This window comes from Vreelandella profundi (assembly GCF_019722725.1).
GTDB classification, from domain to species: domain Bacteria; phylum Pseudomonadota; class Gammaproteobacteria; order Pseudomonadales; family Halomonadaceae; genus Vreelandella; species Vreelandella profundi.
In genome coordinates this window covers 666,394-688,433 of the sequence record NZ_CP077941.1, presented here as the reverse complement: position 1 = coordinate 688,433, position 22,040 = coordinate 666,394, and the positions used below count along the sequence as shown (strand labels likewise).

Below are 22,040 nucleotides of genomic sequence, written 5' to 3'. Positions count from 1 at the left end.
AAACTGACTGGCATTGCATTGATTAGCTTAAGGCTTTATACGCTATTGGTAGCGAGCCCTACTCCCACTCAATAGTAGCCGGCGGCTTACTACTAACATCATAAGTCACCCGAGAAACCCCACCCAGCTCATTGATGATGCGGTTAGATACCTTCTCCAGCAGCTCATAGGGAAGGTGCGCCCAGCGGGCGGTCATGAAGTCGATGGTTTCTACCGCGCGTAGTGCGATGACCCATTCGTAGCGGCGGCCGTCGCCTACTACTCCAACTGACTTGACCGGCAGGAACACGGCGAACGCTTGGCTGGTTTTTTCGTACCAGCCAGAGGCGCGTAGCTCTTCGATGAAGATGGCGTCGGCATCGCGGAGGATGTCGGCGTAGTCCTTCTTCACTTCGCCCAGAATACGCACGCCCAGGCCGGGGCCAGGGAACGGGTGGCGGTACACCATATCGTAGGGCAAGCCGAGTTCCAGGCCGAGTTTGCGCACTTCGTCTTTAAACAGTTCGCGCAGCGGCTCGACCAGCTTGAGCTTCATGGTTTCCGGCAGGCCACCCACGTTGTGGTGCGATTTGATTACGTGGGATTTGCCGGTTTTAGAAGCGGCGGATTCGATCACGTCCGGGTAAATGGTGCCTTGGGCCAGGAACTCGACGCCGTCAATTTTATTGGCTTCTTCATCGAACACGTCGATAAAGGTGTTACCGATGATTTTACGCTTGGCTTCCGGGTCGCTTTCGCCTTTCAGCTTGCCGAGGAACAGGTCTTCGGCGTCTACGCGGATCACCTTCACGCCCATATGCTTGGCGAAGGTTTCCATAACCTGGTCGCCCTCCTGCTTCCGCAGCAGGCCGTTGTCGACGAACACGCAGGTCAGCTGGGTGCCAATCGCTTTGTGCAGCAACGCCGCCACAACAGAGGAATCGACACCGCCGGAAAGGCCGAGCAGTACATGGCGGTCGCCCACTTGGTCACGTACGCGCTGTACCTGGTCTTCGATGATTTGCGCAGGCGTCCAGAGCTTCTCGGCTTTGCAGATATTCAGCACGAAGTGCTCAAGAATGCGCTGGCCTTGCAGCGTGTGGGTCACTTCCGGGTGGAACTGTACGCCATAGAACTGCTTCTCTTCCCACGCCATGGCGGCAATCGGGCAGCTGGGGGTGGAAGCCGTTACGGTGAAGGTATCCGGCGCTTTGGCTACCTTGTCGCCGTGGCTCATCCACACGTCTAACAGAGTCTTGCCGGAAGCGGTGTCTACGTGGTCTTTAATGCCGTTGAACAGCGCATTATCAACGTCGATTTGGATCTGCGCGTAACCGAACTCGCTTTGGTTGGAGCCTTCCACTTTACCGCCCAGCTGCTCGGCCATGGTCTGCATGCCGTAGCAGATACCAAACACCGGCAGGCCCATTTCGAACACGCACTGCGGCGCGCGCGGGGAGTCCAGCTCCGTTACGGATTCCGGCCCACCGGCAAGGATGATGCCGTTAGGGTTGTACTCGCGGATCTCTTCTTCGGTGATATCGAAGGCGCGGACTTCGGAGAACACACCGATCTCACGTACACGGCGGGCGATCAGCTGGGTGTACTGTGAGCCGAAGTCGAGAATCAGAATCTTATGGGCGTGAATGTCACTCATGGCGGGGTCTCGGTTAAGCGGTGTAGGTGCCGCTGGTAAGGCCAAAAAGCAAGCGGCGGGGCAAAGCCCGCCGCGCCATCTATCTAAACGTGCTGGTTAGCTCACCCGGTAATTGGGAGCTTCTTTGGTGATCTGCACGTCGTGAACGTGAGATTCGGCCATACCAGCGCCGGTAATTTTGACGAACTCGGGCTTGGTGCGCATTTCTTCGATGTCGTGACAGCCGGTGTAGCCCATGGAGGCGCGCAGGCCGCCCAGCATTTGGTGCACGATGGCGGTCATCTGGCCCTTGTAAGGTACGCGACCTTCAATACCTTCCGGCACCAGCTTCTCAACACCTTCATCTTTGCTCTGGAAGTAGCGGTCTGAAGAGCCTTGCGTTTGGGACATCGCGCCCATGGAACCCATGCCACGGTAGGCTTTATACGTACGCCCTTGGAACAGCTCGACTTCACCGGGCGCTTCTTCCGTACCTGCAAACATGCTGCCCAGCATCACAGTGCTGGCGCCAGCGACGATCGCCTTAGCGATATCGCCAGAGTAACGTACGCCGCCATCGGCAATCAGCGGGATATTAAACGGCTTAAGCGCTTCCGCAACGTTGGCAACGGCGGTGATTTGCAGCACGCCAACGCCGGTCACAACGCGCGTGGTGCAGATAGAACCCGGGCCGATACCGACCTTAACGGCGTCTGCACCGGCTTCAGCCAGCGCGACAGCGGCGGCAGCGGTGGCAATGTTGCCGCCAATCACCTGCAGGTCAGGGTAATGTTCTTTCACCCAGCGTACACGGTCGATGACGCCTTTGGAGTGGCCGTGGGCCGTATCGACAACCAGCACGTCAACGCCTGCTTCAACCAACGCCGCGATGCGGTCCGGCGTTTCAGGGCCGGTGCCCACCGCAGCACCCACCAATAGACGGCCATCGCTATCTTTAGCGGCCATAGGGTAGGTACGGGCTTTTTCGATATCTTGGAAGGTCACCAAACCGCGCAGGTGAAACTCATCGTCGACAATCAGCATTTTTTCGATGCGGTGTTCGCGCATTTTGGCTTTGCTGACTTCAAGCTCGGTGCCTTCGGCCACGGTAATCAGACGCTCACGCGGGGTCATGATATCGGCCACGCTGTCGCCTACGTTGGGCTGAAAGCGCATGTCGCGTTCAGTCACAATACCGACCAGCGTTTCGCCCTCAACCACCGGGAAGCCCGAAAAGCCGTACTCTTTCGCCATGCTGAGCAGGTCTTCCAGCTTCGCTTTGGGGCTAACGGTGACCGGGTCTTTAACAATCACGCTTTCGTGCTTTTTGACCTTACGCACTTCGGCTGCTTGCTGAGCGACTGCCATGCTCTTATGAATAATGCCGATACCGCCTTCCTGAGCCATGGCAATCGCCAAACGGGCTTCGGTAACGGTGTCCATCGCGGCAGAAACAAGTGGAATATTGAGCGAGAGATTGCGGGTCAGGCGAGTTTTGAGGCTGACATCCTTGGGAAGAACGTCGGAGAAGCCAGGAACGAGAAGTACGTCATCGAACGTAAGCGCTTCTTGGGCCATACGTAGCATAGCGGCAACACCCTGATGGAAGAGGAGAAGTGGGGCGTGAAAGGTTAATCGCCTATTATAGCGTTTTGAGGGCCGCCCCAGCAATGCGGAGACGCTAGCAAACCGCGACCAACGGCTAATCCGTTTTTTTATGACGGCTTAATGATAGGCTTAACCCACTATTATTTATTTGCGATTCGGCTTTTTTGAGATTAAATCATGCCAGAGATTCCCCAGGCGCTTTCCGTCAGCCAACTCAACCAGCGAGCCAAGCAAACGCTTGAGCGCGATGTGGGCGAAGTATGGGTAGAAGGCGAGCTTTCTAACGTCTCTCGCCCGGCGTCGGGGCATGTCTATTTCACGCTGAAGGATGATCGGGCGCAGATTCGCTGCGCGCTGTTTCGCCAGCGGGCGCGGTTTGTGTCGGCGCCGATGCGCGATGGCGATCAGATTAAACTACGCGGGCGGGTGTCGCTGTTTGAACCACGTGGCGACTACCAGCTGATTGCTGATGCTGTTCAGGCGGCGGGGCTGGGTGAGCTGCTGGCGGCGTTTGAGCGCTTAAAAGCGCAGCTGGAAGGCGAAGGCGTGTTTGCCAATGCCCGGCCGCTGCCCTTCCCTCCGCGTAAGATTTTGATTTTAAGCTCTGCCACCGGAGCAGCCATTCGTGACGTGCTGGCGGTGCTTGAAGCCCGCTGGCCATTGGCAGATGTCACGCTGATTCCCGTGCCGGTACAGGGGGCAGAGGCAGCACCAGCGATGATATCGGCGCTGGCGCTGCTCAATCGCCAGGCGCGATTAGACCCTGAGCGCGACGTGATACTCATGACCCGCGGCGGCGGCAGCCTTGAAGACCTGTGGGCGTTTAATAACGAGCATCTGGCGCGGGCGATTTTTCACTCCCAGCTGCCGGTAATGTCGGCGGTGGGCCACGAGGTAGATGTCACCCTGGCGGATTTTGCCGCGGACATGCGCGCGCCCACCCCTTCTGCCGCCGCCGAACGTCTGGTGCCGGATCAAAATACCTTTAAGCGCCAGCTTGAGCATCAGCACAGCCGCCTGCTTCGAGCCATGCAGGCGCGCTTGGAACGCGATAGCCAGCGCCTGGATACCCTGCGCGCCAAGCTGCGCCACCCAGGCGAGCAGCTCAACCGCCAGCGCCAGCACTTGACGGGCCTTCATCAGCGCTTGAATCGCGCCATGCGGCAAACGTTTGAGCAGCAAAAAGCGCAGGTAACACAGCTGAGCAGGCGTTTAGTTAGCCAGGATATGACGCGCCTGCACCGTGCAGAAAAAGAACGTTTAAGTCAGCTACAGCGCCGTTTGGGCGCGGCGATGCAGCGTCAACTTGAGAGTCGACAGGCGAGATTAACCAGCGCTGCGCGGGAGCTAAACGCAATCAGCCCGTTGGCGGTTCTGGGGCGAGGCTATGCGATTGCCCAGGATGAACAGGGCCAGGTGATTCGGCGCGCCGCCGATACCCGGCCAGGTCAGAAGCTCACCGTGAAGCTCGGGGAAGGCAGGTTAAATGTCGAGGTGAAACGGCGCTTAAAGTCCTAGGAGCCGCTGGCTAACTGCGAACATTGGCGTAGGGGAAATTGCCGTCGTCTAGCAAAAATACTTTGAACGCCTGCCACAGCGGGCTTCGATATCGCTCGGGATGCCAGATCAGCGAAAAAGATCTAGAGAGCGCCAATTGGCTTTCAAGCGCCACTAACTCACCGCGCTGAAGCTCGCCCACCACGCTAAGATATGACAAACAGCCCAGTCCAAAGCCCGCTTTTACCGACTGCTTGATGGCTTCGCTCTGACTGAGCTCCATACGCACCTGTAGCCGCTCTACGTGATGCAATACTGCGGATTCAAACACGTCTCGCGTCCCGGAGCCGGGCTCACGGAGAATCCATGCAGCCTCATTCAAGTCGGCGTCATCCAGCTGTTTTTTCTGAGCCAAGGCGTGCTGGGGTGAGCAGATGATCACCATTTTGTCTTTATGCCAGGCCTGGCTGACTAGACGTGGTTCGTGGCACACCCCTTCTATCAAACCGATATCGGCATCAAAACGCAGCAAATCGGTAATGACATCACTCGTATTACGCAGCCTTAAGCGCAGATCCACTTCCGAGTGCTGATTACAAAAATTACCGGCCAGAGGAGGCAATAAATAAGTGCCGATAGTCGTGCTTGCCGACACCATAAGCGTTCCTCGCAACCCTCCTTCAGGCTCCTCAGCAGCGGCGACGAAGTCAGCCATACCATCCAGCAGGCGTTCGGCTTTGGGCAACAGGGAGCGCCCTAAATCGTTGAGCCGTAACCGACGACCCAGCCGCTCAAAGAGATCAACGCCTAACTGCCGCTCAAAATCAGCCAGTGATTGGCTGGTAGCTGATTGAGAAAGGCTTAAGCGCCGAGCCGCGGCAATCACAGTGCCATCCTGAGCGACACACACAAAAACCTGGAGCTGGCGAAACGTTATATGCGGCGTCATACATCGGCTCTACCGAATAGCTATATTATTATTAAATGTTAATGCATAAACTTATTTCTTAATAGACTAACCGTAAATTCATATCAAAGGCATTAACTCATGTGGCAAGGCCTACTTCTCTGTGGTGCATTAACGTTTACAGGTTTTGCTCTGACGTATCTGCCCTGGTTAGCCTCCAGCGGCATCAGCCCATTAGTGATCGCATTACTCCTGGGGCTGATAGCAGGCAACCTGCCCTTTGCACGTCATTTTACGCGCACTCAACCGGGGCTGGACTTTGCCACCCGCTGGCTGCTTCGGGGCGGGGTCGTACTTTTCGGCTTTTCATTGACGGTACAACAAGTTTTCGCACTAGGGCCGTGGGCGTTGCTGCTGGATATAGTTGTGGTCTGCACTGTCTTGGTCGTCGGCTATCAAATCGGCACTCGGCTACTGGGCATGGATCGCGAAACGACGCTACTGACCTGTGCCGGCAGCGCTATTTGTGGTGCTGCCGCCGTTCTTGCCACTGAAACCACCATCCGCTCTAAGCCCGCCGCCGCGTCGATCGCAGTCGCAACGGTAGTGCTGTTTGGTTCGCTAGCCATGGTTATCTATCCCTTGCTGTATCCACTGACAGGGATGAGTGAAGGATTGTATGGCGTTTATATTGGCGCAACCGTTCATGAGGTGGCTCAAGTGGTCGCCGCCGCCGATGCAGTGGGTCAAGATGCGCTCACCAATGCCGTTATCGTCAAACTCGTTAGAGTGATGCTACTGATTCCTTTTCTGCTGATTATCGGGCAATGGTGGAGTAAGCAGCATGCCTCTGACGCGAGCATTAAAACCGGAAAACTGGTTGTTCCCTGGTTTGCTTTTGGCTTTATGGCGGTGGTGGGTATTAATAGTTTCATGACGCTACCCAGCGTCCTGAGTCAGACGCTGATATTCGCAGGGCAAGTGGCGCTAGCGATGGCCATGGCCGCCTTGGGTTTCGGCACACGAATAGCGAAGCTCATGGAATTAGGTGTTCGTCCCTTTATTCTAGGACTGATTCTATTTGTGCTGTTAGTGGTGGGCGGCGGCTTGCTCAGCCAGCTACTCGTGGGCTAAGCCAGCGTTTTCATCAACACCTTCGATTTACGCGCGTGGTTATAGGCCTCACGTTTAAGCGGTGGCAAATCATCTAGGCTTGCGGCATGGAATCCACGTTCAACAAACCAGTGCGCGGTATGAGTAGTGAGCACGAACACCTCGCTAAGGCCGCGCTGGCGGGCACGGCGCTCTATGGCTTCCACTAAACGCTCGCCACGCTCGCCACCGCGGTAGCTGTCGTGTACCGCGACACAGGCCAGCTCGGCAATGCGCGTATCCGGGAACACATGTAGCGCGGCGCAGCCAATCACCATGCCATCCCGCTCAATGACCATGTAATCATCGATGTCGTGCTCCAGGCGCTCTCTTGAGCGCGCAACCAGCATACCGCGGCGCTCTAATGGCTCTAAAAGCTCCAGCAAGCCCGCCACGTCGTTGAGCGTGGCCGGGCGCAGCTGCTCATAACGATGCTGAGTAATCATGGTGCCCACGCCGTCGCGGGTGAACAGCTCGCCCAGCAAAGCGTCATGGTTGCGCCAGGAAAGTAGATGCGTGCGCGCCACGCCCTGCCTTGCGGCGGTGCAGGCGGCCTGTAAATGACGGGCTAACTCGCTGCCTGGCAGCGCGGCGCTTATGCGCGGCTCTGCTTCTGCCGGAGAAAGCTGGCGCAGCAGTGCACCATCCTCATCGTCTAAGCCTTCGGACTCACCGAGCAAAATCAGTTTATCGGCTTTTAGCGCCACGGCGGCGTGCTGGGCAACTTCGGCGGCCTCCAGGTCAAACACCTCGCCCGTACTTGAAAAGCCTAGCGGCGGCAGCAGCACTAACGAGCCCTTCTCCAGCAGGCCTTCAATGGCGCTGGCCCGCACGCGGCGCACTTCCCCGCCGTGGTCAAAGTCCACGCCTTCTCTTACGCCGAGCGGCTTAGCGGTGACGAGATTGCCCGAGATCACGCTGAGCTCTACGCCGTGTAGCGGCGTGCTGGGCAGTCCAAGGGAAAGCCGGGCCTCTAGCCACAGCCGTTGGTGCGCAGCGACTTGCTCCACGTGCACCATCACGGCGCGGTCGGCGACCCAGCGGCCATCAATACGCGTGGGCTCAACGCCCGCCATCGTTAAGGCTTCCTGCACCTGTGGGCGAGTGCCAAACACCACCACCAAACGCACGCCCAGCGTATGCAGCAGCGCTAAATCTTGAATCAGCTGCTCCCCGCGGCCAGAGGCCATCGCTTCGCCTTCAATTAAGATGACAAAGGTTCGCCCCCGATGCGCATTAATGTAGGGGGAAGCGTTACGAAACCAATCGACAAAGGGGAAGCGCGTATCCAAGGGCCGCTCTCCGGCAGCAGGTGAAAGAAACAGGCTGTTATCACGTTCAACTTGGCTACTTTAACAGAGCATAAAAAACAGCGGCACCTTCAATTGCATATCTGCTGATTCTCATGCAGATCGCAATGAAGAGTGCCGCCGTTATTTTTATGCCTGCTTGGCTTGTTTAGCCGAACTGGTTTAGTCGAACTGATTTACCAGAACTGGTTTAGCCGAACCGATTTGGTAGCACTGGCTTAGCCAAACATGCCTTTGAACATAAAGAAGAACAAAATAGCCAGGCCTGCGCCCGCGGGCAGCGTAATTAGCCACGAAATAGCAATGGTACCGATCACGCGCAGGTTAAGAGCCGCCATGCCGCGCGCTAAACCAACCCCCAGCACAGCGCCAACCAGGGTATGCGTCGTTGAGATAGGCAAGCCGGTACCCGAGGCCAGCACGACGGTGCTTGCAGCGGCCAGGGTGGCGGCGAAACCTCGGCTTGGAGTGAGTTCAGTAATGCCGGTACCCACTGTCGCAATCACTCTGTGCCCGTAGGTCACAAGGCCTACCACGATCCCCGCACCGCCCAGCATAAGCACCCACCAGGGCACTAGCGCGGCGCTGTCGATCACGCCGTCGCTACGTACAACGCTAATGACCGCGGCTAGAGGGCCCACTGCGTTGGCTACGTCATTCGAGCCGTGCGCAAACGCCATTGCACAAGCGGTGAAGATCATCAGAACGCCAAACACGCGCTCAACGTTAGCGTAGCCAAAGTGGTCGTTCGCATTTTGCTCGAACTTAATGCGTCGCTGCATAACGATGCCCAGGCCCATAATGGCGATGCCGAGCACAATCGAAAGCAACAAGCTTTGCCCAAAGCTGAGGTTCAAACCTACGTGCGACAAGCCTTTGGTCAGCGTGACCATCGAGACAATAAAGCCTACCAGGAAAACGTAACCGGGTACGTAGCGCTTAGCCGCTGCAAGCGGGTCGCTGCTTTCAAAAATCAGATGCTGAACAGACTTAAAGAGGACATAGGCGATGGTACCCGCGAGCAGCGGCGAAATGAGCCAGCTAGAGGCAATTTGACCTACCTTGCCCCACGCCACCGCATCAACCCCCAGGCCCACCGCGCCAAAACCGACGATAGCGCCCACAATAGAATGCGTGGTAGACACCGGCCAGCCGCGTGCTGAAGCAATCAACAACCAAATGGCGGCAGCTAACAGTGCAGACAACATGCCGTAAACTAATAGTTCAGGATTAGCTTCTAATAATACCGGGTCGAGTATCCCTCCACGAATGGTAGCGGTGACCTCACCGCCGGCCAGCCATGCGCCCAGAAATTCAAAGACAACGGCAATAAGGATGGCTTGCTTGATGGTGATCGCTTTCGATCCCACCGAGGTCCCCATGGCATTGGCTACATCGTTTGCGCCAACGCCCCAAGCCATAAAGAAGCCGAACAAGCAGGCCAGGATAATGAAGATTTCACCGTGCTGGGCAATAATCAGCATACAAGTCCCCTTAGCGGGCTGTCAGAATCTGTAAGCGGCTACCCACGCGCTCGGCGCGGTCAGATAATTCACCCACCCATTCAATGATTTTATAAAGAAAAATCACATCGACGGGTGGCAGCTGACTTTCAAGCGCGAAAAGCTGGCGACGAATAGTCACCTGCTGGTCATCGGCCTGGTGTTCGAGAATATGCAGTTCACGGATCATTCGATGCATGACATCAGCGACGTTACGTCCAAAGCCTGATTCAAGCAGATCTTTGAGCTCTTCCAACGCTTGGCGAGCTTGCGCAACACAGGCAACGCTTGTGCAGATATAATCGCGCATCGGCTCAGCCAGCTCATCCGGCACGCGCATTTTACGGCCCATCATAATGCCGGTAATGTCGCGCACCTTATTGGCGATTTTGTCCTGTACGCTAATGAGATCGAGCAGATCAGACCGCGACACCGGTAAAAACATAGTGTTGGGCAGGTTCAATCGCAACTCAGTTTTCAGCGTATCAGCGTCATGCTCTAAGCGAGTGACGTTTTCGCGCAGCTCAGCCGCTTTGACCCAGTCGTCAGCCAGGGTTGCCTCGAAAAACGGCAATAGCTGGTCGGCACATTCATTCGCCTTGACGATATGGGCCAATAACGGCTGGAATGGCGAGCGGCCAAACATCGAAGAAAAAGGATTGGAGGTAACCATAATGCCTTTTAGCCTGTTTTCGGAAAGCCTGGAAATGGCGGCGCCAGTATAAAGAGTGCGCTCGCCGCCGTCATGAAAAGTTCATAAATGTAATCAAATATTCATCTATATGTCACGATAACGAGGTGGCGATTGCCATGAAAACCCCAACTCCTCTAGAAGTAGAGATTAAGCTGGCGCTGCCCCCCACTGGGCCGGCTGCGTTAAACCAACACCCGCTTCTGGCCTCACTTCCCGTCTCTCAACACACGTTGACCAACACCTATTTTGATACCCCGTCAGGCGATTTAGCCAAGGCACGTATTGCCGTTCGCCTGCGCGAAATCGATGGCATCTTGCTGCACACTGTCAAAACAGCAGGCCAAGGTAGTGGCGGGCTTTCTCAGCGTCAAGAGTGGGAATGGCAAGTTTCGGGCCCGCAATTAGACCTCTCGGCGCTTGCCAAGCTGCCACCGTTTCAAGGCGAGCTTGCGCAGGCGCTACCCGCACTAGTGCCACAGCTACGCACTGACTTCACGCGGCGCAGCTGGCAGTTAACTAGCGGCCTTTCGAGCACCGCTTTAACAGATACTAGCAGCCATATTGAGCTGGTATTAGATGAAGGCGAAATTATTAGCGGCGGCTACCGCACGCCTATCTGTGAAATAGAGCTTGAGTTAAAAAAGGGCGACCCAGAAACGCTTTGGACACTGGCACTTCAGCTTGCCGAGCAGGTTCCCCTGCGCCCATCAGACAGCAGCAAAGCAGCGCGCGGCAATATGCTGAGCGCCCAGCACTGGCCTTTACCCGACGCGCAAACCCCCATTCAATGGCTACACCGCGCCACGCTAGCGCTAGATGCCTACCACGACAGCCAGCAAGCAAGCTTTCTAGCAGAAGCCCACCAGGCGATTCAAGCACTGGCGGAACATCCTGAGCTAGATACCCTTGAGCGCACTTACGCACAGACACTGCCTCTCGCTCTCGATGCCCAAGGCCAGCCACAGGCCGCTTACGGCAGCGCTGCGTTAGCACTCGCCTATCGCTTGGCGTACCAAACCGCGCTACGCTAGCGCTGATTTGAGGGCCCACTTCAGGATGATGCAATGAATTTTCACCTAACTCCAGGCACGGAAGGCCTGCGCAGCCGTCTGTTCCACATCATATTTGAGTCCGATACGCCGGGCGCGAAAGCATTTGATATCGCCTTGATTGTGGCTATTTTGGTGAGCGTCGCGGTGATTCTGCTGGGCAGTATTGAGATTTATGCCGAGCGCTACGGGAACATCTTTTTTTACACCGAATGGGTGCTGACGCTGCTGTTCAGCATTGAGCTGCTCATTCGCATCTACTGCCTGGAACGCCCGCTTCTCTATCTCAAAAGCTTTTATGGCATCGTCGACCTCATTGCGATTTTACCCACGTGGCTCGTTCTTTTGGTGCCCGGCGCCCACGCGCTGGTGATTGTGCGCCTGCTGCGGGTACTGCGGATTTTTCGTATTTTGCGCCTGATGGAGTTTGTCGGTGAAGCCAGCCTGTTAATAGACGCCCTGAAGCGCAGCATGCGCCAGATACTGCTGTTCTTCTTCTCTATTTTGATGGTGGTGACGCTATTTGCGGCCTTGATGTACACCATCGAATCGCCGGAGGCAGGCTTTACCAGCATTCCCATGTCGATGTATTGGGCTATCGTTAGCATGACGACCGTAGGCTATGGCGATATCGTCCCGATCACGCCACTAGGCAAAGCGATTACCATGGTGCTGATGTTACTCGGCTACTCGATCATTGCCGTGCCCACTGGGATTTTCTCGGCTCAGGTGATTCGCTCAATACGTGAAGATCGCCACTCGGAAGAAGCCTGCCCCGGCTGCGGACATGAGCAGCATGACCAACTCGCCCACTACTGCATGCGCTGTGGCACCTGGCTAGACGAGGACAGTGAAGACCCGCGCAAGAAAGATGAACAAAAGCAAGACGAACAAAAGCAAGATGAAGAAAAGTAAGACAAAGACTAAAACGCGCCCCAGGGCAACGAAACCTGGGGCGCGCAGTGCTCTTTTACTGGATTAGCAAGAGATCAAGGGGGTGGTCTCGGGATCACTCTCCTTCGAACGGCGCTTCCCAAGCATCTAGCTCGGCCTCACTCCAAGCACCGTAGGTCGCGTTGGGGAATACAATCCAGTCCTTGCCAAAACGCTCTGCATTATCGTTCACAAGGTCGTGCTGCTGGGCAAGGTCGGCACCTGCAAAATCAGCCGCAAAATCGTGCAGTGAATCGCCTAACTGCATGACCAGCGTATGGCTTTCAACCACCTCTGCGCGCCGCTCTTCTTTAGCGGGCCCCAGCAGCATCACGCTCTGCTCAGAGACCTGGGGCAGCGCTAACGCATTTAACGTGGCGATCGTGTCGGCTTCATTCTCCTGATAGCGATCAGAAACGTAAAAAATAGCCACGCCCTGCTCATCTGCGTAATCCAGGAACGCTTTGGCGCCCGGCATTAAACGCGGCTCACCTTCACGCTCCCAATGCTCCCAAGTATCCCAGGCGGTGTAGTCGTGGCACGCCTGCATGTCGCGAACCAGCAGCGCGCTATTGTCCAGCACCGTTTCGTCCAGGTCGGTAATGATAGCCAGGCCGTCGCTGCTACCATGTGCTTCAATTTGATCCTCAAGCCGATAGGTGGCGAGAGCAAAACCCTGACGCTGGAGGGCAGCAGCCTCAGCAGACTGCTGTTGATAGCGCAGGCCCATCGCATAAGCTTCCTGGGCACACATTCCTGCATCATTGCTATCCGCGTGGCTCGTCAGCGGTAGAGCAGTAAGGCTGGCTAGGGCAGCAAGGGTGCAGAGGCGAGGGGTGAAAGGCATCTTCATTGAATGATCTCCTGGGCTAGGCGATCTCAAAAAGACGAGGCGACTCCGCGCCTTAAAGGATCACGATTTATTATCGAAAAGAATCATTAGGATCATATTTTATTTTCATTGAACAATCAAACAACGAAAAAAGACAAACCTCTTCTCGATAATGCTACGAGCCGAGGATTTGCCTTGCAGAGAGCTTTTAGGCTACGAAAGGAGAGATATCGCCTCGCCCTTCACGAACGATTTTGGGCGGCAGCTCGCGCAGGTCAATAACGCTTGTTGGGTCTAAATGGCAGGCCCCACCGTCAATAATGGCGTCCAAATGGGCGCCAAAGCGCTCGCGAATTTCTTCCGGGTCGTTCATGGGCAAGGTCTCGCCCACCGGAATTAGCGTTACGCTCATCAACGGCTCACCCAGCGCGGCTAATAGCGCATGGGTGATGCGGTGATCCGGCACGCGCACGCCAATAGAGCGCCGCTTAGGATGCAGCAGCAGACGAGGCACCTCAGAAGTGGCATCTAAAATATACGTGTAAGGCCCTGGCGTATGGGCTTTCAGCAGCCGAAAAACGTCGTTGTCGACTTTAGCGTAAGTGCCGATTTCTGACAAATCAGAGCACACCAGCGTAAAGTTGTGCTTGTCGTCCAGCGAGCGCAACCATTTGATTTTCTCAACCGCTTTTTTCTCGCCCAAATGACAGCCCAGGGCATAGCCTGAGTCGGTGGGATACGCCACAACGCCGCCCTTACGAATGATCGCAATAGCCTGGTCGATTAGACGCTTCTGGGGATTTTCTGGGTGAATCTGAAAATATTGGCTCATGGAACTGCTCCTGTCTTAAAATCCTATCCTACAACCCTGTCCTAAAACCTGATCCTAAAACCTGATCCTAAAACCCTGCTCATACAGCATAGCTGACCTGGCGTTGACGTGGTTCAGTCTTTACCGGCCGACAAACACCGGGCTAGGCCTTCGCCAATAGGCCAGGTTGTGCGTCACGTAAATGCAGTAACCGCGGGTGCTGCCATATGGGAGGGGCAGCGGTGCGCGGCACTAGGCTCATACTGCCGGGCGCCGCATGACTGCCGGGGAAGTGAAAGTCGCTGCCGAGGGAGGCGTAAAGCTCACGCTCAGCAAGCTGGCGGGCTAAGTCGCGTGTGCTGTCCGAGTTCTGCTGGCCGCTGACCAGCTCAACCGCTTGCCCGCCTGCCGCCTGAAACGTGTCCATCAACAAACCACGCTTGCGCCGCGTTAAGCCATAGCGCAGTGGATGCGCAATCACAGCGACGCCGCCAGAGGCCACTACCCACGCCACCACCTGGCTAATTTCCGGCCAGTGGGCTTTGACATCGCCCTTCTTGCCACTGCCCAGGTAGCGCTTAAAGGCACTTGACCAATCGGGCACGACACCTTCAGCGACCAGCGCCCGGGCAAAGTCTGGGCGACCCAAAGGGCGGTCGCTGCCAGCCTGCGCACGCGCTTTTTCCAGCGCGTTGCTTAACCCTACTTTTTCCAGGCGTTCGGCAATCACTTCCGCACGCTGAATGCGCGCATCACGTTGCTGAATCAAACCTTCGACCATTGCCCCCTGCAGGCCGCCGGGCATTAGTGCCACGACATGGATATTGATGCCCTGCCAGCGTGTGGATAACTCACACCCAGCGATAAGGCACAGCCCCGCTTGTTCAGCCGCGCGGGCCGCTTCGTCTATGCCGTCCATGGTATCGTGGTCGGTCAGCGACATATGCGTTAACCCACGCTCGGCACACAGCGTTACAAGCTCGGTGGGCGTGAGCGCGCCATCGGAAGCGGTGGAGTGCATGTGCAAATCAACCGGGTAGCGCTGATCGGCATCAAAGGTATACGGAAGTTGAGGCATAAGATGACGCCGTGTGGCCAGTTTGTCAGAATGAGCATTGGAAAAACTGAAATGCTGTTCAGTCGTTACTTAACCGCTCCCTGTCTGTCAGAAACGGTATTTCAAAGCAGCATGTGAGAACGGTGCGTCAGATATGGTGCGCGCTTATAATCGCATGGTCAATTAGCGCTAACGTCGCAACCTCGTCTAATCAAGGAGTTATACTCAATGCTGTATGCCATTCTTAGTGAAGATGTCGCCAATAGCCTAGAGCGCCGACTGGCAGCTCGCCCTGATCATTTAGCCCGCCTGGAAGCGCTGCGCGATGAAGGCCGTTTGGTGCTGGCGGGCCCTCACCCTGCCATTGATGCTGAAAACCCGGGTGACGCAGGGTTTTCAGGCAGCTTGGTCGTGGCGGAATTTGACGGCCTGGAAGCGGCTAAAGCTTGGGCCGATGCAGATCCTTACATGATTGCAGGAGTCTATGCCAAGGTCATTGTGAAGCCATTCAAAAAAGTGCTGCCTTGATTTTAATAGCCCACTATGGGTGTTCGTCAGTCTTGCACAAAGTTCTTCACAGAGCCTGTGGAAAACTCTGTGCAAACCCGGCGGACGCTTTTCGCTAAGCCAGAGATAGCGCTGCTATCAACACTTTGATCATTTTTTAACCATCTGTTGATCACTACGTCATCATCGACGATATCACTACGAAGGATGCCTGCGTGGCCCAACGTCCAACCGCTTTGCCCCTCCTCGCGGCGCTAACCACGCCCACACTTACCTGGAATGAAGAGGGTGCGCCCCGCTCAGCAGCGTTTGATGATATCTATTTCACCCGTGGCGATGGCCGCGCGGAGACGGAACACGTGTTTCTCGGTGCCAATCATCTTCCTGAGCGTTTCGCCAGTTGGACGTTGACGCGCCCTTTTGTCATTGGCGAAACGGGCTTTGGCACAGGGTTAAATATGCTCTGCGCCTGGGCGTGCTTTGAACAACATGCGCCTGCTAATGCACGGCTGCATTTGTTATCTACCGAAAAATACCCTTTTGATCGCCAGGCGCTTGAGCGCGCCTTAGCCGTTTGGCCATCACTGGCCGCTTATGCACAGGTACTGTGTGACCAGTGGCCGGCCGCCGTCAGTGGCATTCATCGCCTGCACTTAACCGAGCGTGTAACCCTCGACCTGCATTTTGGAGATACCACAGAGCGCTTAGAACAGCTGGATGGCCAGGTAGATGCGTGGTTTTTGGACGGCTTTGCGCCTTCGAAAAATCCTGACATGTGGCACCCGGCACTGTTTGACGCCATGGCCGCACGTTCACGCCCTGGGGCGACCTTTGCGACATTTACCTGCGCGGGCATTGTGAAGCGTGGCTTGAAAGCGGCAGGCTTTCACTGGCAAAAAGTACCGGGCTATGGCCGTAAACGAGAAATGCTGGCGGGCAGTATTGAGTCGCCGCCCAGCGATCAGCGGCGCGAGAAAACTCCCTGGTTCACGCCGCCACCTATTGAGGCGGCTAAACATGTTGCGATGCACGTTGCCATAATCGGCGCGGGGCTTGCGGGCTGTAGCGTTGCAGCGGCGCTAGCGCGGCGCGGCGTTCAGGTGACGGTCATTGAGCGTGAGGCCCCTGGCGCGGGCGGCTCTGGCAACCGTCAGGGCGCGCTGTATGTGAAACTTGCCGCAGAGACAAATCATCAAAGCCGCGTTTATCTTGCCGGGCTGCTCTATAGCCAGCGCTGGTTGGCGCAGCAGCGTTGCACACAGCCGTTGTCTGCGCCTCCTTTATGGCAACCGTGTGGCGTCATTCAACTCGCTAGTAGCGATAAAGAAGCGCTTCGCCAGCAGCGCTTTATTGAGCAACACCCGCTGCCTTGCGAGGTCGTCTCTGCGATGCAAAATCCTGCGCTAACCGATGCAGCGGCGCTGACTATTGACGCCTCTCATGGGCTCTTTTATTCACAGGCGGGCTGGGTGCGGCCTAAGGCGCTGTGCGAGCATTTGCTGAGCCATTCGAACATCACGCTGCTGCAGGGCGACGTCACATCGCTTGACCGCAAAGATGCTGATGGCGCTGCTGGCCAGGGCTGGCAGATCCACTTAGCCGAGGGCCGCAGCGAGGAGGCGGACCAGGTCGTGATTGCCAGCGCCCATTTAGCCAACCGCTTTGCACAAACGCTAGAGCTGCCGCTGCAGTCTGTACGTGGCCAGGTTAGTGAAATCAATCTACCTGAACAGGTGACAGGCCCTAGCCGCGTGGTGTGTGCCGGTGGCTATGTCGCGCCGGCATTGGATGGCGTATTAACCTTTGGCGCAAGCTTTGTGCCCAACAACGCCACCACCGATGTGTCAGCGTCCGACCACCAGCGCAACATTGACGAGCTGCGCCAAACGCTGCCCGCCCTGGTTGACGAGCTAGAACAGGCGGGCATTAATCTTAGCCCTGAAAACCTAAAGGGCCGGGCTGCGGTGCGTGCCGCGAGCCCCGACAAAAGCCCCTACGCAGGGCCAGTGCCGATAGCGGATACGTGGCGGGCTGACTATTGCGCGCTCAGCAAAGATGCCACTCGCGTGCCGGACAAGCGTGGCGAGCACCATAGAGGGCTATGGATAACCACCGCGCACGGCTCGCGAGGATTGGCCAGCGCGCCGCTCTGTGCCGAGCTGATTGCTTCGCGACTGTGCGATGAGCCCATGCCGTTAGAATTACCGCTGGTTGATCACCTACACCCAGGACGACGTATTATTAGTGCGATTATCCGCGCTCAGTAGTCGCCTTCCTCTTCATCATCGGCCACGTCGCGGCCAAAGGAGCGCCATTGAGCTAGGGTCATGACTTCAGTCATCTCTAGCTCCAGATCATGCGCAATGATCAGCTCATTGCGCGCCAGCTGTTTTTTCAGTTCGGCTACCCAACCGTGCATGCCCTCGCCTGTCGTGTCGGTGGTATCGTAGCCCTGGCGGGTAACGAAGGCCTCCAACAGCGCTTTCAAGGTTTCTTCTGGCAGCATTCGTGCGGGTACTTCAATAAATCGGCCCATTAGCGCTGCTCCCACTCTGCCAAGCGTTCAATAAAAGTAGCCTCATCGATGACGTCAACGCCCATCTGTTCGGCTTTCGTCAGTTTGCTGCCTGCGGCTTCGCCCGCCACCAGGCACGTGGTTTTTTTCGAAACACTGCCCGCCACCTTGGCCCCTAGGGCCTGTAAGCGCGCCTTACCCTCATCGCGGGTCATGCTTTCCAGCGAGCCGGTGAGTACCCAGGTTTGACCTTCCAGCGGCGTAGGGCCTTGGGTGACGACCGCCTCTTGCCACGTAATACCGGCGTCGCGCAGCGCTGCAATAGTTTCCTGGTTATGGGGCTGACGAAAAAAAGTATGCGCATGGGCGGCAACAATGGGGCCAACATCGCTCACGGCTTCCAGCGCCGCCAGCTCTGCCGCCTGAATGGTTTCAAGCGTACCGAAATGGTTGGCTAGGTTAGCCGCCGTTGCTTCGCCTACTTCGCGAATACCCAGCGCATAAATAAAACGCGCAAGCGTGGTCGACTTAGCGTTTTCAAGCGCGCCGACCAGTTTGGTAGCGGATTTTTCGCCCATGCGCGGCAGGCTTTGCAGCTTTTCAACGGTTAAGTGAAACAGATCCGCCGGGGTTTTGACCCAGTCAAGATCCACCAGCTGCACAATTAGCTTTTCACCTAAGCCATCAATATCCAGCGCTTTACGGCTGGAAAAGTGCTTCAGCGCCTCTTTACGCTGCGCAGCGCAGTAGAGACCGCCCGAGCAGCGCGCCACGGCCTCACCTTCAAGTCGCTCAATTTGTGAATCGCACACCGGGCAGCGCTCAGGAAAGATAATGGCTCTAGCGTCCGCCGGCCGCAGCTCAGTATGTACTCTCACCACCTGGGGAATCACATCACCAGCGCGGCGAATCGACACCGTGTCACCGATCATCACGTCTAAGCGGGTGATTTCATCAGCGTTATGCAGCGTTGCATTCGATACCGTCACGCCCGCCACGCTAACAGGTTCTAGCCGCGCGACGGGCGTGATTGCCCCGGTACGCCCCACCTGAAACTCCACATCGTTGAGCGTGGTGACTTCTTCTTGGGCTGGAAACTTAAACGCTACCGCCCAGCGCGGCGCGCGGGCGACAAAGCCCAGCTCACGCTGATGGCGCAGGTCATCAACCTTAATCACTACGCCGTCGATATCAAAACCGAGACTATCTCGCTGCTCGCCTAGCGTCTCACAGTAGTCGGCGACCGCCTGCGGACCTTTGACGACGGCTAACACGGCGCTTGCGCGAAATCCTAATGTGGATAGGCGTGCCATTAGCTCACTATGAGTGGCATCACCTAGCTCAGGCTCTAAACGCACGGCTTGATAGGCGTGAAACTCTAGCGGACGTTTCGCGGTAATCCGCGGGTCTAGCTGGCGTAAGCTGCCGGCAGCGGCATTGCGAGGGTTAGCAAATACTTTGCTGCCCTCTTCGCGCGCGCGCTCGTTAAGCGCTTCAAAGCCCGTATGGCGCATAATCACCTCGCCGCGTACTTCCAGCAGCGCAGGCACGTTGCTGCCCAGCAGCTTAAGCGGCACCGAGCGCAGCGTGCGCAGATTAGAGGTAATGCCTTCACCGCTGCGGCCATCGCCTCGCGTCGCACCGCTCACTAACCTGCCTTGCTCGTAAACGAGCGACACGGCAGCGCCGTCAAGCTTAGGCTCGCAGCTAAAGGCAATCTCATCGGCAGCGCATTCCAGGCGATCAGCCACACGCTCGGCAAAGGTGTGAATATCTTCGCGGCTAAAGGCGTTATCCAACGACAGCATGGGAATCGCATGCGCTACCGATAAAAAACCGTCCGCGGGGGCCGCGCCAACTCGCTGGGTCGGCGAATCGCTGGTGATTAAGTTTGGATAACTGGCTTCTAGCTGCTGTAAACGCTGCAGCTTGCGGTCGTAGTCAGCATCCGTCAGCGTCGGTTTATCCAGGATGTAGTAACGATGATTGGCCTCATCCAAGGCGGCACGCAGTTGGTTTATCTCTTCTCGTGGCTGAGAATCAGACTGACTCATTAGAATGGGTTCCAGTACTAGCTAAAAGCGGCAGCGAAAATGCAAAACAGATATGTAAACACACCTTAAAAACTGCGCCCATTATAAAAGCAGGCGCATAAACAAAAACACCCGCCGTCTGTAAAGAAGGCGGGTGTTAGACAGCAAGCCCGATTTAACGTGCTTGCATATGCCGATGCAGTCGATGACGGCGTTCAAATTCACGCACACGCTGGCGGGCAAATTCAATCGTTTGTGCGGTCATAACGCTGCGATTTTCATCCTTCAGCTCACCGCCCATATGACGAACCAGTACCATGGCCGTCTCGACCATTGCCTCAAATGCAGCGGAGCTATCAACAGCCCCGGGCAGCGGCATCAGCAGCGTTACGCCGGGGGTCATAAATTCACCCATTTCTTGAATGGGGAAAGTGCCCGGCTTAACAACGTTAACCATCGAGAACTGTAGCTCGCTGTCTTCGCTTTCAGTCTCAAAGCGGTGGAAAATACCCATTCCACTGCTGTAGCGCAAACCACATACCATCATGAGCTCAAGCAGTTTGCTGCCATCAAAGCCTTCGGGATCACGCGAAAGCACGCTGATAACCACGACTTCTTCAGCGCCAGAAAGCGTTTCTTTCGCGTGTTCGCCATTAACGTCATGGCGTAAGGCTTTTTCCAAGGTGGGATGAACGCGAACCCGCTGGTTGGACTCTCGCTCGCTCGCGCCCCGGTCATCAAAAGAATCGTCGCTAGCGTATTCTCCGCGCTCATCAGCGTGGTCATAGCCATCTTCATAGGCGGCATGACGGTCTGAATGGCTGTCTGAATGGCTGTTTGAATAGCTTTCGGAATAACGCTCAGTCTCGCGACGCTCTTCCTCTTCAGCGATACGCTGCTGTGCCACCAGTCGATCGGCTGCTGCGGCGCTAGCAGCGACTTCGCGTGCCTGGGCCTGCTCTTGAGCCAGTCGAGCACGCTCAGCATCAGCGGCCTCTTTGGCCTCACGACGCTGCTCCGCTTCTAGTGCCTTACGCTCGGCCTTCTGTTTTGCCAGCGCTTTATCGCAAATGGCTTTCTCGGCTTTTTTACGCTGCCGCTCTAAACGACGCTCAATAAGACGACGTTTAAAAGATCGGCCCATACCTTCAAAATCAACAAGACGATATTCGTCTACCTGATCATCGTCCAGCTCATCATGCTCGCCCACGGTGTCAGAGCGCAGCTTGCGGCGTTTTGGTGCAGCGTCGCTGGAGGCATGTTTGGCAAAGGCGGCATCTTCAGGCTCGGCACGCAGCACGTTCTCGCGTTCAGGCTGCACCGGAGCTTCGACTGATTCACTCGCGCTTATAGAAGCCGCAGCAGGCGTCGTTGCTACTTCCGGCGCCATAGCTTCTGAAACAGCCAGTTCTGGTGCCGATGCTTGAACAGGGGGTGTCTGAGCAGAAACTGGCGTCTCGGTAGCCGCGGATGAATCGGCAATAGAAGCAGACGCTGATTGAGCAGCCTGCGGCGCAGTAAAAGAAACACTGGGCTCGCGGCGCTCATGCTCAGGCGCAGTGTCAGCGATATTGACCTGAGGTGCTGCGGGCGACGCTTTAGCAAACGCTAGCGCTTCCGCTTTCTCGGCTTTTTCAGCTTTACGCTTAGCGACCTTAGCCGTGGCTGAGCGTCTAAACTCAGCAAGCACTCGTGAGGCACCAGGATGCTCTTGACGTTCTAACTTTGGCTTACTTCCTAACCCGCTATAATCAGCAGGCTTAACAACGCGGGCGCCACCGTTAGGAAGCTCCCAATTTATCTCGGCTGCTTTAGCAGCATCATCGGGGTCTTCTAGCTGACTAGCTGAAAGATCCTTCTCTGCCTGGTCAAGGCGGGGTACACGACGCTGTCGTTGAAGTCTTCGCACACCGTCTATAACGATGAGCGATACCAACGCCAGCCCTAAAATAATTAGCCACTCTCTTAGTTCCATGTCGAACGTTCCATGGGCATCTTGCCGGTTGCTAAGGCACTGT

At 56.3% G+C, this 22,040-nt stretch carries 18 protein-coding genes; 6 read left to right on the top strand and 12 right to left on the bottom strand.

Annotated elements, in window-relative coordinates; genetic code table 11:
• Positions 1–58: 58 nt before the first annotated feature.
• On the bottom strand, positions 59–1,636 hold the full coding sequence (gene guaA / locus KUO20_RS03205; RefSeq protein WP_235041468.1) for a glutamine-hydrolyzing GMP synthase: 1,578 nt from the start codon (positions 1,634–1,636) through the stop codon (positions 59–61).
• Between the two features lie 96 nt (positions 1,637–1,732).
• On the bottom strand, positions 1,733–3,202 hold the full coding sequence (guaB, locus tag KUO20_RS03200; protein ID WP_235041467.1) for an IMP dehydrogenase: 1,470 nt from the start codon (positions 3,200–3,202) through the stop codon (positions 1,733–1,735).
• A gap of 198 nt (positions 3,203–3,400) precedes the next feature.
• Between guaB and xseA the strand changes: the two genes are divergently transcribed.
• Positions 3,401–4,741 (top strand): exodeoxyribonuclease VII large subunit, encoded by a 1,341-nt coding sequence (gene xseA / locus KUO20_RS03195; protein ID WP_235041466.1) that lies wholly within the window; start codon positions 3,401–3,403, stop codon positions 4,739–4,741.
• Positions 4,742–4,751: 10 nt separating this feature from the next.
• Here xseA and KUO20_RS03190 read toward each other — a convergent pair whose 3' ends face one another.
• On the bottom strand, positions 4,752–5,669 hold the full coding sequence (locus KUO20_RS03190) for a LysR substrate-binding domain-containing protein (protein ID WP_235041465.1): 918 nt from the start codon (positions 5,667–5,669) through the stop codon (positions 4,752–4,754).
• 99 nt (positions 5,670–5,768) lie between these two features.
• On the opposite strand from KUO20_RS03190, the gene KUO20_RS03185 reads away from it, so the two are divergent.
• Positions 5,769–6,761: a YeiH family protein gene (locus tag KUO20_RS03185; RefSeq protein ID WP_235041464.1), complete on the top strand. Its 993-nt coding sequence runs from the start codon at positions 5,769–5,771 to the stop codon at positions 6,759–6,761.
• Here the strand turns inward: KUO20_RS03185 and argA are convergent.
• The 3 genes from argA to KUO20_RS03170 all read right to left on the bottom strand — a co-directional run bounded on the left by argA (position 6,758) and on the right by KUO20_RS03170 (position 10,264).
• Positions 6,758–8,071: an amino-acid N-acetyltransferase gene (gene argA / locus KUO20_RS03180; protein ID WP_235041463.1), complete on the bottom strand. Its 1,314-nt coding sequence runs from the start codon at positions 8,069–8,071 to the stop codon at positions 6,758–6,760. The two genes, KUO20_RS03185 and argA, sit on opposite strands and share 4 nt — an antisense overlap.
• A 236-nt stretch (positions 8,072–8,307) precedes the next feature.
• On the bottom strand, positions 8,308–9,573 hold the full coding sequence (locus tag KUO20_RS03175) for an inorganic phosphate transporter (RefSeq protein WP_235041462.1): 1,266 nt from the start codon (positions 9,571–9,573) through the stop codon (positions 8,308–8,310).
• A 10-nt stretch (positions 9,574–9,583) separates the two neighbouring features.
• On the bottom strand, positions 9,584–10,264 hold the full coding sequence (locus tag KUO20_RS03170) for a TIGR00153 family protein (RefSeq protein ID WP_235041461.1): 681 nt from the start codon (positions 10,262–10,264) through the stop codon (positions 9,584–9,586).
• A 137-nt stretch (positions 10,265–10,401) separates the two neighbouring features.
• On the opposite strand from KUO20_RS03170, the gene KUO20_RS03165 reads away from it, so the two are divergent.
• Positions 10,402–11,316, top strand: a complete 915-nt coding sequence (locus KUO20_RS03165; protein WP_235041460.1) for a CYTH domain-containing protein — start codon at positions 10,402–10,404, stop codon at positions 11,314–11,316.
• A gap of 33 nt (positions 11,317–11,349) precedes the next feature.
• Positions 11,350–12,249, top strand: coding sequence for an ion transporter (locus KUO20_RS03160; RefSeq protein WP_235041459.1), 900 nt, complete (start codon positions 11,350–11,352; stop codon positions 12,247–12,249).
• 94 nt (positions 12,250–12,343) lie between these two features.
• Here KUO20_RS03160 and KUO20_RS03155 read toward each other — a convergent pair whose 3' ends face one another.
• The 3 genes from KUO20_RS03155 to KUO20_RS03145 all read right to left on the bottom strand — a co-directional run bounded on the left by KUO20_RS03155 (position 12,344) and on the right by KUO20_RS03145 (position 14,988).
• Positions 12,344–13,120 (bottom strand): 5'-nucleotidase, lipoprotein e(P4) family, encoded by a 777-nt coding sequence (locus tag KUO20_RS03155; protein WP_235041458.1) that lies wholly within the window; start codon positions 13,118–13,120, stop codon positions 12,344–12,346.
• Between the two features lie 187 nt (positions 13,121–13,307).
• A complete protein-coding gene (locus tag KUO20_RS03150) occupies positions 13,308–13,931 on the bottom strand; it encodes an L-threonylcarbamoyladenylate synthase (protein WP_235041457.1) in 624 nt (207 codons plus the stop codon).
• Positions 13,932–14,073: 142 nt separating this feature from the next.
• Positions 14,074–14,988 carry a PHP domain-containing protein gene (locus tag KUO20_RS03145; RefSeq protein WP_235041456.1) on the bottom strand — a complete coding sequence of 305 codons (915 nt, stop codon included), beginning with the start codon at positions 14,986–14,988 and terminating at the stop codon, positions 14,074–14,076.
• 207 nt (positions 14,989–15,195) lie between these two features.
• Here KUO20_RS03145 and KUO20_RS03140 point away from each other — a divergent pair, with 207 nt between their 5' ends.
• Positions 15,196–15,495, top strand: a complete 300-nt coding sequence (locus KUO20_RS03140) for a YciI family protein (RefSeq protein WP_235041455.1) — start codon at positions 15,196–15,198, stop codon at positions 15,493–15,495.
• Positions 15,496–15,689: 194 nt separating this feature from the next.
• On the top strand, positions 15,690–17,741 hold the full coding sequence (mnmC, locus tag KUO20_RS03135; RefSeq protein ID WP_235041454.1) for a bifunctional tRNA (5-methylaminomethyl-2-thiouridine)(34)-methyltransferase MnmC2/FAD-dependent 5-carboxymethylaminomethyl-2-thiouridine(34) oxidoreductase MnmC1: 2,052 nt from the start codon (positions 15,690–15,692) through the stop codon (positions 17,739–17,741).
• On the opposite strand, the gene KUO20_RS03130 is transcribed toward mnmC, so the two are convergent.
• The 3 genes from KUO20_RS03130 to KUO20_RS03120 all read right to left on the bottom strand — a co-directional run bounded on the left by KUO20_RS03130 (position 17,735) and on the right by KUO20_RS03120 (position 21,997).
• Positions 17,735–18,010, bottom strand: a complete 276-nt coding sequence (locus tag KUO20_RS03130) for a YheU family protein (protein WP_235041453.1) — start codon at positions 18,008–18,010, stop codon at positions 17,735–17,737. The genes mnmC and KUO20_RS03130 overlap by 7 nt on opposite strands.
• Positions 18,010–20,043, bottom strand: coding sequence for an NAD-dependent DNA ligase LigA (gene ligA / locus KUO20_RS03125; RefSeq protein WP_235041452.1), 2,034 nt, complete (start codon positions 20,041–20,043; stop codon positions 18,010–18,012). Before ligA ends, KUO20_RS03130 begins: the two co-directional genes overlap by 1 nt.
• Before the next feature lie 154 nt (positions 20,044–20,197).
• Complete coding sequence (locus tag KUO20_RS03120; protein ID WP_235041451.1) at positions 20,198–21,997, bottom strand: cell division protein ZipA; 1,800 nt, start codon at positions 21,995–21,997, stop codon at positions 20,198–20,200.
• Between the last annotated feature and the right edge of the window lie 43 nt (positions 21,998–22,040).

What these genes read in the sequence shown, in the direction of transcription:
- guaA (WP_235041468.1), bottom strand. Translation starts at nt 1,636, where the DNA reads ATGAGTGACATTCACGCCCATAAGATTCTGATTCTCGACTTCGGCTCA.
- guaB (WP_235041467.1), bottom strand. Translation starts at nt 3,202, where the DNA reads ATGCTACGTATGGCCCAAGAAGCGCTTACGTTCGATGACGTACTTCTC.
- xseA (WP_235041466.1), top strand. Translation starts at nt 3,401, where the DNA reads ATGCCAGAGATTCCCCAGGCGCTTTCCGTCAGCCAACTCAACCAGCGA.
- KUO20_RS03190 (WP_235041465.1), bottom strand. Translation starts at nt 5,669, where the DNA reads ATGACGCCGCATATAACGTTTCGCCAGCTCCAGGTTTTTGTGTGTGTC.
- KUO20_RS03185 (WP_235041464.1), top strand. Translation starts at nt 5,769, where the DNA reads ATGTGGCAAGGCCTACTTCTCTGTGGTGCATTAACGTTTACAGGTTTT.
- KUO20_RS03175 (WP_235041462.1), bottom strand. Translation starts at nt 9,573, where the DNA reads ATGCTGATTATTGCCCAGCACGGTGAAATCTTCATTATCCTGGCCTGC.
- KUO20_RS03170 (WP_235041461.1), bottom strand. Translation starts at nt 10,264, where the DNA reads ATGGTTACCTCCAATCCTTTTTCTTCGATGTTTGGCCGCTCGCCATTC.
- KUO20_RS03165 (WP_235041460.1), top strand. Translation starts at nt 10,402, where the DNA reads ATGAAAACCCCAACTCCTCTAGAAGTAGAGATTAAGCTGGCGCTGCCC.
- KUO20_RS03160 (WP_235041459.1), top strand. Translation starts at nt 11,350, where the DNA reads ATGAATTTTCACCTAACTCCAGGCACGGAAGGCCTGCGCAGCCGTCTG.
- KUO20_RS03155 (WP_235041458.1), bottom strand. Translation starts at nt 13,120, where the DNA reads ATGAAGATGCCTTTCACCCCTCGCCTCTGCACCCTTGCTGCCCTAGCC.
- KUO20_RS03150 (WP_235041457.1), bottom strand. Translation starts at nt 13,931, where the DNA reads ATGAGCCAATATTTTCAGATTCACCCAGAAAATCCCCAGAAGCGTCTA.
- KUO20_RS03145 (WP_235041456.1), bottom strand. Translation starts at nt 14,988, where the DNA reads ATGCCTCAACTTCCGTATACCTTTGATGCCGATCAGCGCTACCCGGTT.
- KUO20_RS03140 (WP_235041455.1), top strand. Translation starts at nt 15,196, where the DNA reads ATGCTGTATGCCATTCTTAGTGAAGATGTCGCCAATAGCCTAGAGCGC.
- KUO20_RS03130 (WP_235041453.1), bottom strand. Translation starts at nt 18,010, where the DNA reads ATGGGCCGATTTATTGAAGTACCCGCACGAATGCTGCCAGAAGAAACC.
- ligA (WP_235041452.1), bottom strand. Translation starts at nt 20,043, where the DNA reads ATGAGTCAGTCTGATTCTCAGCCACGAGAAGAGATAAACCAACTGCGT.
- KUO20_RS03120 (WP_235041451.1), bottom strand. Translation starts at nt 21,997, where the DNA reads ATGGAACTAAGAGAGTGGCTAATTATTTTAGGGCTGGCGTTGGTATCG.